Below are 11,073 nucleotides of genomic sequence, written 5' to 3'. Positions count from 1 at the left end.
TACATTCGATTGCGGCGTTGAGGTAGCCGACACTGTGAAGAAACGAGGGCTCTATTGGAATATAGTACTGCCTGACATCATTTGGGTCAGGGAGGATATGGACAAATGTTTCATTTCCGACAGGGTAGATGACATTCGGGCTCTCCATCTTTTTGAGATCGCCTTTCAGTTCCGAGAGGAAGAGCGGGATGCCATAGATATCAACAGGAAAAATTAAAAGATATTCGAGGAGGTGCGGGCTCTCACGGACGTACTCCCGGGCATTCTCGGGGAGCATACGGTACAGTGCGGATGACTCAAGATCTCCTTCATAGATCTCTTCGACATCAGCTGTCTGGGGCTGAAAGGGGAGGGTTACGTCCACTGAGAGTGAGGATGCCATGATCTATACTTTTGCTACCGACATTGGGATGATCTTCATGCCATACCCCGGGTGAACCTCAAAGGATACCAGGTTTCCTGTAGTTTTTCTCGCACCCCGCACTTTTCCAACCTCCATCACCATGACGTACTTATCACCGATAAGTGACTTCTTCATCACCAGGTGTGCATCACAGGTGGAGCGGATCCGAACAAGCGAGTCTTCTTCAAATGCATAGGTGTGGAGGGTGATCAGGATGGTTTTGCCGTTATCAACGAGGGTCTTGCAGTTTGTGAAGAAGGTCATGACCATATCTGTTGATGCGTATTCAGAGAAGAGGGTGAGCGAGTCGATGATGATGACCTCTGCCTTGCTACTCTGCATGTGTTTCACAAGCCGGCCCAGGATGCCCTGCATATCACCTTCATCCCAGTCAAATCCAACCACATGGAGGGGGAATACCCGAATGTACCCCCATGCATAGTAATCTGAGATATCCAGACTCATCGACTCCATCTGTTTGAGGAAACTCTTGACGGTACTCTCTGTTGTAAAGAGGTCAACCGTGAATGAATTCTTCATCGCACCCCACATGATCTGCTGGGTGATGACACTCTTGCCGGTATCGTTCTCGCCCTCGATCAGGGTCATCGAGTAGAGAGGCAGACCGTCTGCAATCTTTCTGTCAATCTCGGGGTTACCTGTCGAGAGGATCTGCTTGTCTGATCCCCCGATCAGGTCATTTAAGTATGAGTTGCCGGAGTCCTCGTCATCATCATATACGCCCATTCTTATCACCTCATAGATATGCAGATGCAGCGGTGCCTGTTGGTGTTGCCACCTTCACCCAGATGGGGGGGCTCAGTTCATCAATACTCACACTCATATTCAGCACCTCACCCGGATCAAGGAATCCGGGGTTGATGAGATCGGGGGTGATTCCGATTTTTTGCCATTCTTCCCGTGTCTGGGTGCCTGTGTCGGTTGCAAGAAACAGATCCATCTGAAGAGGATTCTTGATCACCGTCGTTCCATCATTTTTTACCAGAACATAGAGTGTTGTATTCTCTGCAATCAGATGCTCATCAATTGTGATGGAGGTTCCTGTTTTGTCTGTCTGCACCTCAGTCATATCCCGCTGTGCTGTCATCACGACTTCAGCAGTGATCAGGGTGGCTCCGATCAGAAGGTATGCGACAACAAGAAGAAGAAAGACCCCTACAATCGCTCCTATTATGGTTGCAAATCCTATCTCAAACACCTCCTAGATGACTGTAAATTCAATGTTTCTGCGAACGCCATTTGTAAGGACGATCTGGAAGGTCATCCTGTCCCCTTCCGCAACACTCCCACTATTTGCTACGATCTCAAGTGTCTCTCCACGATCCCAGAGTCCGTTACTGTTGTCATCATAGAGTTCAAAATTCCATCTCCCCGCTGTAGGAGTTTTTCCGGCGGCTGCATCATATTCCATCCGCCTGATCTGGCCGGTTTTTCCAAGATAAATATCAAAACGGGAGATCAGGCTATCGCCTATCGGGTTCACGCCGGTATTTTTTATCCAGACATAGGCGATATTATCATCTTCGTTTATGACTGTATTGACAATTGCAATATCGGTTCGCAATCGGTCATCCATCTCATGAGAGCTTGATACGAAGGTCTCGGAAGCCATGTAGATGGAGGGAAAAACTGCGTTGACGAGCACACCTGCTGCTATGATGGCAGTGATAAGAAATATGGCAGTGACGAAGGTCTCCGAACTCATGATGGCTCATTCATAGAGTTGTTGTTCCTGGTATAGTATGGTTTGTATAGGGTTATATCTTATCGATCAGGTGTGCCCATTCCTCACCTGGTTCTTCCTTTGGTAATTTTGGACGTTTTGTAAAGCCTTTCCTGGTATCCCGCTCCATCATCACAGTGATCATGTCCCGGTCAAGGGAGGTGTCTTCGGGATCCAGGATCTGGTTCAGGACGTAGAGCTCTGAAACAAACTCATCCGCCCCAACCTCATGCTCCTCTCCAAGCGAGGCGGGCATGATCCGGGCGATCTCTTTCACCTCGTCGGCTGCCTCTTTTGTGATGTACCCAATGGACTGGTATGAATCGAGCATGATATCCAGCCTGTCATGGCCGTACTTGGTGATGGCAGCCTTTGTCCAGTTAAAGAGCTGGTACACCTTGTGAAGGCAGAGTTTCCCATCCTCCTCCTTTTTCATCGGGAGATTTGCCGGGAGCCGTGTATTGGGATCGACTGCCGGAACCCGTGGGAGTGCGTACTCGGCAGGCATCTCCGGGATGAACTCATCATCATATATTTGTTGAGGACGTGTATCCTTCTTCTCAGGCAGCGGCTTCTCCCTCTCTCCGACGGGGCGGGAGAGGAGTTCTTCCACCTTCTCCTCAAGCTCCTGAATCCTGGCTGCATCCTCCTCTGTTCTCTCTTCAATATCCTGGATTTTGGCAGCATCAGCAGGGGTGAGCCCTGCAACTATTTCGCCTCCCTGTGCAATGACTGTCAGGGGGTTATCGGCTTCGTTCAGACGCTCACGTATATCGATCAAAAGCTTCTTGATCGACTTCTTCATGAGGTCGACTTCCTGTTCCAGGTTCTGCAGTTTAACCTCGGGATCGTCGGCGGAGGCGGTCGCCAGAATGTTATCGACCTGAGATTGGTTTACTGCCATATGCTAAGTATATTATTTGAGTGATATATAATAGTTTTGTTTAATTCAGAGGGATTGGAGTATTATGTGTGGGGGATGGGGGAATTCTTCACTAATGGGTTTCCTCTGTCTTTGGTTAGGAGGGAATGAATGTCTGCCTTGCAGTAAGGAATCAATCATATTTTTGGCTCAGGAGCCTGAGCTTACCTGTTAGGATTTCTAAAAAAAGGGAAGTTAATGATGGTTTACCGGAGAATGTTCACTGCTTTCATATCAGCAGGAGTTGTCCGTACCACTGTAGTCATTGCACCAACCTCAGGTTGCATTGTTATGGTAAACCTTGTGTCGGCTGGTATTACATTCGATAATGGTGGTCTTACGGTTATCTGGAACTTCTCATTTGGATCAAGAACCAGATCCCCCGTATTGACCTCATCGTAGATATTGGTTACACTCCAATTTCCACGGGGGACATTTGATACTTTTCCCGTGGTACCTGCCAGTTCAAGGATATTCCTTGCAGTGGGTGTTGCCAGTGTTACTCTCATACGAGCGATATCCATTGGTGTATTCCCAGATGTCAGGGCAATGGTAAAGGTAATATTATCAATACCTGATGAATCTGTATTGTTGAAACCATAGACGTCTCCGAGAACTTCTATACTTGATGCTGCCTGTCCCATACCTGTGTGAACAACAGACTGTGCTTCCTGTGCTGTGAAGAATCCTGCACCGAGCATCACATATGAGAATACTGCGGCGACGACGACGAAGGCGATCAGGACGATCGCAGCCTCAAGGCCTGTAAATGCATTTTCATTCTTCTTCATAATAGATCACCTTAGTAAACCTCATAGATCTTGTTCGCAGCAAGTGAAAGTGGTGCATAACGTTTGATTGAGAGTGATGCGCCAACCGGTGGTTTCACTTCAATCGTGAATGGTTTGTTCGCCGCCACAACATTGTATTCGCTGGGCACAATGATGTCTAAAACATCGCCACGCTCAAGGAATGTCTTTGCATTAGATCCTGATAATTGCTCTCCCTCACTGTACCATGTTTTGGTTACATCAGCATTTCCAAATTCAAAGTAGGCAGATTCATTCGATGCAATATAGGTAAACTTACTCGTATCCATCGGTGCCCCACCTGCGGCAAGAACCACCGTGAATGTTATCGACTCAACAGCTCCCCCGTCGCCAGTAGTTACAATAACTGGGCCCGTAACCTCCATATTAGCAGTTGCAGTGCCAACCGCACCAAAGACAGTCTCCTGGCTCTTCTGGGTTGTGAAGAACCCGGCTCCGAGCATAACATATGAGAAGACCGCAGCGACCACGATGAATGCGATTAAGACAATCGCAGCCTCAAGGCCGGTGAAGCCGTCCTCTTTTCTTTTAAGACTCATTTTATAATCACCTTCTTTTCCTTTACAGAATATCAGATTCATTCCTGTGGGAGCGAACCAATATTCATAGTTCCCTAGTGTATTCAATAATATAAATAAGTATGTATCGTAGCTTCCATTCCGGGCTCCTCAATTGGGATGAGGTGACCATAACGGAGGCAATTCCTGTTTTTTCGTGTGCTCTATCTAACAATTGTCTTTAAGAAATATGTGATTGTCTGGATAAGATAATGGCTCTACACCTCCTCTCTCTCGCAACAAAGCTTCTGAACTGCGTCTCTGCATTATTTCTCTGAACCCTCTGCTTCAGTCAACTGCCTGTGATTGTTGGGAAATTGATAATAGGGTTGTTACCCTTAGTACGTACATAAGGCGTAACATCAAGAGGACTGGCACACTTGTGGTTCACTCCATTGATGGGCATGGTTCTCTTAGGGGTGGTATACTATGGATAAAAAGGACGGGATGATCTTCCTCACCGGGATCTTTATCATTATCATTGTAGCTCTCGTCATCAAGCCGATGGCAACCGGTGAGAGCCCGGATCTGAGCATACCGGAGATCCCCTCAATCCCTGGTGTCGGAGACGAGCGGGCACCGGCACCGACTGCAACCCCGACACCGGTGCCGCTTGGCCAGATCCGGATCCCCCATCCATCAACTGTTGAAGGTGCCGGGATTGGCGATCGTCCGGTTCAGGCATGGGATGGCTCCCCAATCCAGCTCGGATATGTCGATCCGGGAACCTATCACCTGACACGGGATGATAGCCACCTTCAGGCACGCTCTCCCATCGACTCGGGGCCAAGAATACCTGAGCTTACTACCTATGCCACCTTCCGTGCGGGAACGGGTGAAGGGCTCACATCCGGCACACCCCTGACAACCGAAGTATTTACTATTCCGTTCCCCCGATGGGAGCTCTGGTATACGCTTGAGACATCGATTAACCCTGGTGCTGATATATCTGTCACCGATGAGCGAGTCATGGGCGTCGTTGGATATCCCCGGTTTTCCATCACCGTGATGGATGGAGCAGATCCCGGGAGAACGGTTGCTACTATCACCCCGACTGGCGGGGGTATTCTTGACAGCAGCCTCTGGGAAGGAGATAGCGATCCCCGCCCCTGGAAACATAAGTTCTTTGAAGGTGGGCGGAGCTACTACATGATCGTTGAGCGGCGGCTGATCGACTCCTATGAGATCACTATCAAGGTGCCGGTGGAATAAGCCGGTTATCCTCTTCTATCTCTTTTCCTTCCATCCTTTCAACAACAATCCGTGCTATCGCCAGATCCTGCACCGCAAGCCCGGTTGAATCAAATATCGTGATGGCATCTGCCGAACTCCGCTGTTTCCGGCCAATCACCACCTCTCCGAGCGTTCCCGCGATTCTCTCAGCCGAATACGCACCTGATCTGATCGGCACATTCACCTCGCCGGAATGGATCGCCTGCTCGTAATCATCCACAAAGACCTCGGCACGGGCAAGCAGTGCGGATTCAAGCTCCTGCTTGCCGGGAGCATCGGCTCCGATGGCATTAATATGCGTTCCCGGTTGAATCCATTCTGATCTGATCAGCGGCTCCCGTGATGGCGTTGTGGTGACGAGGAGGTCGCAGTTACATGCTTCTTCAATTGTTCTGACGCTTTTTGCCGGAGACTGCTGATATGCCCCGGCAAACCGATCCGCATTCTCCTTTCTCCTGCTCCATACGATCACCTCTTCGATATCGCACTCCGCTGCGATTGCATTCAGCTGGGCTTCTGCCTGCCGCCCGCTCCCGACAAGCCCTATTGTCAGCGGTTTCTTCTGTGCGAGGTATTTTGCAGCAACCGCCCCTGCTGCTCCTGTTCTCATATCGGTGAGGGCGGTTGCATCAATGAGTGCCGTCTGTATCCCTGTCGCGGGATTAATAAGAATAATCGTTGCCATCACCGTCGGCAAACCGTGTGCAGGGTTGCCGGGATGGACATTCACAATCTTCACACCGGCAAGATTCTGTGAGGGGATTGACGCGGGCATCGTCCGAAAATCACCCTCCGGGAAGGTGATATAGATCTTTGGAGGCATCTGGACATTGCCCCGTCCATGTTCTGCAAAGACCTCTTCAATTGCCACGTTCACTTCCGGGTAGGTGAGGCTCCCGCTGGCATCGGGATAGTATTTCATAGTGAATAATGAAGGGAGGGAGTATTTTGGTCTGTTGGTTGTGGGAGAGGGGAAGTTGTGTAACAAGAGGGTTTCACAATTTTCGATAGATCGTGTTCCGCCTCCCCATCTCGATCACGATAATGACCGGATTTTCCTCTCCACTCACCATCACCTTTTACCTTCTCCAAATCGAATACATCCCCATGGCTCCGCGATTCCGGTACTTGCGCTCGGACTTTTCCCCTTCCCCCGTTGATGTCATTCATATGGATCTCACTTTTGCCATCTCGGATACCGAGACCCGCGTCCTTGCAGAAACCCTCTTCAGGACACAGGCTACTCCCATCCGCTCCCTGCGTTTGAATGCAAAGGGACTGGAAATCCACTCCCTCTCATGCCGTGGACACTGGATTGAATACGTGGTGGAGGAAGATGGTATTCTGATATCTTTTGGGGATGAAATACCTTCAGATACCGAATTTGTCATACGGAGCGAGACGATCTGCCATCCGTCCCACACGCTCCTCGAAGGCCTCTACTATGATGAAACACCGATAGATGCACCGCCTACCCAGATTACCCAGTGCCAGCAGTGGGGATTTCAGCGTCTGGTCCCCTGTATCGACGAGATGACCGCCAAATGCAGATACAGGACAACCATCATCGCCGACTCGCGGTATACCCATATGATCTCAAACGGCGATATTGCAATCCCCCGCCACCGGCTCGCAAAAGGGCATTCATTCTCCCACTCCTCCCGGTTCCTGCACCCGCACCCTGCCACGGGTGAGCGGGACTCAATCACCTATGAGAATACCACGACACCCATGGCACCATATCTCTTCTTCCTTGGTGTCGGCACCTATGCCTCCTTCCAGCGGACATTTGAATATCCTTCAGGGAGATCTTTCCAGATAGAGCTTTTCTGCCCTCCCGGTTCCGATCCGATACGGGCAGAACAGGCACTCGATGTCCTTGAGGATGGCATCCTCTGGGTCTACCTCTTCACAGGCCCCCATTGTTATGAACAGGTTGAGGTCAGGCATGAGATCTACCGGCTCTATAACAAGCGGGCAAAACTCAGGAGACGCGGGGCAGATGAAGAGGATCTCATGCGGATCTCCCGCCAGATGGAGCATCTTGATCATGAGATCGTCGGGGGGTACATCTATACCGGTTCGGTGTACCGGGAGATCGGGATGCAGAACTCCGACTTTGGTGGAATGGAGAATGTCGGCAATACCACCATCTCGACAAACCGCCTGATGCCGTTTGCCGGGATGACTGATGCGGGCTTTGAGTACCTGATGCGGGTTAAACTGCATGAGTATTATCATAATCTGAATGGTTCCGAAGTCACCGGGGAGACGCCATTTGAGATCTGGCTGAATGAAGCCGTCACCGTCCATATCGAACAGCAGTACCATGCCTTCCATTTCGGTGAGGAGTACAGCCGCCTCCAGACAATCCTCTCTCTCCTCGATCCGGCGGACGGAACCTTTGCACGTGATACCGGGGCTGCTGCAATGCCGATAGAGCCGGACGGTTTCAATGATCCAAATGACCTGATCACCTCGGTAACTTATGTGAAAGCGCCTGAATTTGTCAGGATGGTTGAGTTGATCCTCGGAAAAGAGCCTTTTGTATGGGCTCTCTCGCTGTACCACAGGAAGTTTGCACATTCAAATGCAAGCCGTGATGACTGGGTACGCCTGATGGGATCCATCGCCGGGATGGATCTCGGACCAATGGCAGAAGGGTGGCTGAAACGATCGGGCTTCCCGACGCTCACCGTCACCCCATCCTATGATCCGGATGATCGCCGCTGTGCTATCCGCCTCCGCCAGTCCGGTGGCGCTCCTCCCTGGTGCTTCCCCTTCAGGCTTGCCCTGATGAAGGCTGATGGCACAGAGATCGCTTCAACATCTCATCTGGTCCAGGATGCGGAGGAGGAGATCATCATGGAAGATGTCGATAGTCCCGATTATTACTCATTGAACCGTGGCTTCTCGTTCTACGGGCTCCTTGATTACCATCCTGATGAGGATCTCCTGTACCTCCAGGCGCGGACCGATCCGGATGTTGCAGGTCGGTTTTTTGCGTTTCATTCGCTCTCGTCGCAAGAGATCCTCCGCCTCATGCAGGATCAGGATGCGGAACCATCTCCCGACTTCATCACCCTGTACATTGATCTCCTCTCAGATACCGAACTGATGGAAGGGGCCGGAGCACAGGTTCTTACCATCTTCCCGGATGCAGCAGATCCTGCACTTGCCCACCACTATCTGGCTGCCTATCATGCACGCCGCCGATTGGAACTTGCGATTGCAAAGGCACATGCCCTGACTCTCATGGCACTCTACCAGGCATACCACCAGACTGATCATACCTGGGAATCAATCGGGGGCCTTGCCGTCTTCATCAGGAACCGCCAGGTGAAAAACCTCTGTCTGCGCCTCCTTGCCCGGCTCGACACCCCTGAAGTACATGAAATGATCAAAAACCAGTTCCAGAATACTCCTGTTTCAACCGATCGAATGCATGCCTATGGTCTTCTGATTGCCTCAACTGACCCTGAGCGGCTGAAATTATTCCGGGAAATGATGGACGAGGCAAGCAGGGATCCGGTTGTATGGGAACAATTCCTCGCTGCAACAACAAGTGCAGATGCAGATGATTTGGTCTCTCTTCTCCGGGAGATAGAGGACTCCGGCTACCTCAGGATAGAACAGGCAAACGATCAACGGGCGCTCTATGGGAGGTTTGCCCGGAATCGTAAGATATCCCTTGAGACAGAGGAAGGGAGAGTATTCTTAGCAGATGCTCTGATACGCCTGATGGAAGTCAATGAATACACAACAACAGGGCTTCTTACTACCTTCTCGCATATTGACCGTATGGACACACAAACCCATATTCCTTTGATGGAGATACTTGTCAATCTCTTAAACCATGCCTCCTCCCTCACAATCCAACAGACACTGAAACGGATTATTCTTGGGAATCCGATTGCACTTGCCACCTATCAATCACTGAAGGGTCCTGTTCCGGATCTGGAGCTATAATAAAGCCATAATGACCTGGTGTCAGGGGTGATTCGCTCCCTCCTACCTTTATATACTCAAATCATTTTCAAAAAGCGCATGACCTGAAATTTCTTCTTTTTTTTATCGATGGCAAAATTGAGCTTTTTCAAATTTGTTCGATTATAATTGCTTATTTTTAGATTGGATGACACAAAACTCAAATTAGTCGATTTTGACCAAAATATGCTCTCTGGTTGCGTAATTGGCTGATTATAATCGTTTTCCTATAAGGAAATATTTATATACTGAATTTTGAAACCTATTAGTATCCAAAGAGGGAGATTGTAAGACCATGACCCAGACTATGCAGATACCAAAAGAACTGTCCGACAGAGAGATCATGAACCGTTATAAGGAGGAGAACATGTGGGGCCTCTGCACGGCAATTGATCTGAAGAATTGCAACCCGGAGACAATCCGTGACCCGCAGAAACTCCACCAGTTCATTGTGGAGGTCTGTGATCTCATTGATATGAAACGCTTCGGTGAACCGGTTATTGTGAACTTCGGTCCAAATGAGCGGGTTGCCGGATACTCATTAGTACAGCTGATTGAGACCTCGTGTATCACCGGGCACTTTGCAAACGACACAAATGGTGCATACCTTGACATCTTCAGCTGCAAGGAATACCCGCCGCAGATCACAGCTGATTTCTGTAAGAAATTCTTTGGCGCAGAGGAGATCAAAACAACGGTCTTCTTCCGCTCCATCTAAACCTTCAAACACCTTTATTTTCAACCCCTTCCAATCCTGATTGTGGATATACCAGAAGAGTATCCCCTGATCGGGATTGTCGTTCCATTTTTACTCATTCTGATCTATGGTGCCATCTCAGCTCTGTTCCTGCCCCCGTTCCTCCTTATCACTCTTCTATCGGTGGTTCTGGCCTATCTCGTAACTCCGATAGGCAGATGGATCATCCCGGTTGCTATCGTCGCCGGGCTTTCATGGTGGTACGCCGGTCTCACCATCCTTGTCCTTGATGCGGCCGGAGCCCTCTTTATGGCGTGGAATTTCCAGCATCTCTTTGCCATTCCACGAATCGGGACATATATGGAAAGGCTCATCTCGGATGTTGAAGCCCTGATTGCTGAAAAACCCTGGATGGAGCGGTTTACTGCACTCACGCTCCTCCTCTATGTGACGCTCCCGATACAGGGTGCCGGATCCCTGATGGGATCAGCAATCGGGAGATTGATCGGAATCGATCCATGGAAAGTCTTCTGGATCATGGTTTTTGGATCAGGTATCGGATCGTTTGGGATGGCATTTGGATCCGATGCCCTGAGGATCTTTTTGATCGGCAATATCGCAACAGGCATCATGATACTGCTCATCATGCTCTTCTCTGCCGTCTTCACCTACCTCTCGTACCGGGCACTCCGGCGGCGGA

Annotated in this window: 11 protein-coding genes and 1 pseudogene; 4 read left to right on the top strand and 8 right to left on the bottom strand. The window is 49.9% G+C overall.

What is annotated here, in order from left to right:
- The 7 genes and pseudogenes from QCH34_RS01700 to QCH34_RS01670 form a co-directional block, all read right to left on the bottom strand.
- Nucleotides 1–382: pseudogene (locus QCH34_RS01700) on the bottom strand (secretion system protein E); the annotation flags it as partial.
- A 3-nt stretch (nt 383–385) separates the two neighbouring features.
- On the bottom strand, nt 386–1,150 hold the full coding sequence (locus tag QCH34_RS01695) for an ATPase domain-containing protein (RefSeq protein ID WP_300329046.1): 765 nt from the start codon (nt 1,148–1,150) through the stop codon (nt 386–388).
- Between the two features lie 10 nt (nt 1,151–1,160).
- Nucleotides 1,161–1,622, bottom strand: coding sequence for a hypothetical protein (locus tag QCH34_RS01690; protein WP_300329043.1), 462 nt, complete (start codon nt 1,620–1,622; stop codon nt 1,161–1,163).
- Between the two features lie 3 nt (nt 1,623–1,625).
- Nucleotides 1,626–2,129, bottom strand: coding sequence for a flagellin (locus QCH34_RS01685; RefSeq protein WP_300329040.1), 504 nt, complete (start codon nt 2,127–2,129; stop codon nt 1,626–1,628).
- A gap of 52 nt (nt 2,130–2,181) precedes the next feature.
- Nucleotides 2,182–3,051 carry a FlaD/FlaE family flagellar protein gene (locus QCH34_RS01680; protein WP_300329036.1) on the bottom strand — a complete coding sequence of 290 codons (870 nt, stop codon included), beginning with the start codon at nt 3,049–3,051 and terminating at the stop codon, nt 2,182–2,184.
- Between the two features lie 224 nt (nt 3,052–3,275).
- The gene (locus tag QCH34_RS01675) at nt 3,276–3,860 is read right to left on the bottom strand and encodes an archaellin/type IV pilin N-terminal domain-containing protein (protein WP_300329032.1); all 585 of its coding nucleotides are present in this window, start codon (nt 3,858–3,860) and stop codon (nt 3,276–3,278) included.
- A gap of 11 nt (nt 3,861–3,871) precedes the next feature.
- Nucleotides 3,872–4,438: a flagellin gene (locus QCH34_RS01670; RefSeq protein WP_300329029.1), complete on the bottom strand. Its 567-nt coding sequence runs from the start codon at nt 4,436–4,438 to the stop codon at nt 3,872–3,874.
- A gap of 447 nt (nt 4,439–4,885) precedes the next feature.
- On the opposite strand from QCH34_RS01670, the gene QCH34_RS01665 reads away from it, so the two are divergent.
- On the top strand, nt 4,886–5,668 hold the full coding sequence (locus QCH34_RS01665; RefSeq protein ID WP_300329026.1) for a hypothetical protein: 783 nt from the start codon (nt 4,886–4,888) through the stop codon (nt 5,666–5,668).
- Here QCH34_RS01665 and QCH34_RS01660 read toward each other — a convergent pair.
- On the bottom strand, nt 5,649–6,611 hold the full coding sequence (locus QCH34_RS01660; protein ID WP_300329023.1) for an ornithine cyclodeaminase family protein: 963 nt from the start codon (nt 6,609–6,611) through the stop codon (nt 5,649–5,651). The two genes, QCH34_RS01665 and QCH34_RS01660, sit on opposite strands and share 20 nt — an antisense overlap.
- Before the next feature lie 185 nt (nt 6,612–6,796).
- Between QCH34_RS01660 and QCH34_RS01655 the strand changes: the two genes are divergently transcribed.
- The 3 genes from QCH34_RS01655 to QCH34_RS01645 all read left to right on the top strand — a co-directional run.
- Nucleotides 6,797–9,658, top strand: coding sequence for a M1 family metallopeptidase (locus QCH34_RS01655; RefSeq protein ID WP_300329020.1), 2,862 nt, complete (start codon nt 6,797–6,799; stop codon nt 9,656–9,658).
- 313 nt (nt 9,659–9,971) lie between these two features.
- Nucleotides 9,972–10,394 (top strand): S-adenosylmethionine decarboxylase, encoded by a 423-nt coding sequence (locus QCH34_RS01650; protein ID WP_300329017.1) that lies wholly within the window; start codon nt 9,972–9,974, stop codon nt 10,392–10,394.
- Between the two features lie 42 nt (nt 10,395–10,436).
- Nucleotides 10,437–11,073, top strand: a 637-nt coding sequence (locus tag QCH34_RS01645) for a small multi-drug export protein (RefSeq protein WP_300329014.1), incomplete at its 3' end; no start/stop codon positions are given.

Origin of the sequence: Methanocalculus sp., assembly GCF_029762515.1 — an archaeon.
Classification (GTDB): domain Archaea; phylum Halobacteriota; class Methanomicrobia; order Methanomicrobiales; family Methanocorpusculaceae; genus Methanocalculus.
Note: the sequence above shows the minus strand (reverse complement) of the source record. Positions and strands in the feature narration are given on the sequence as shown.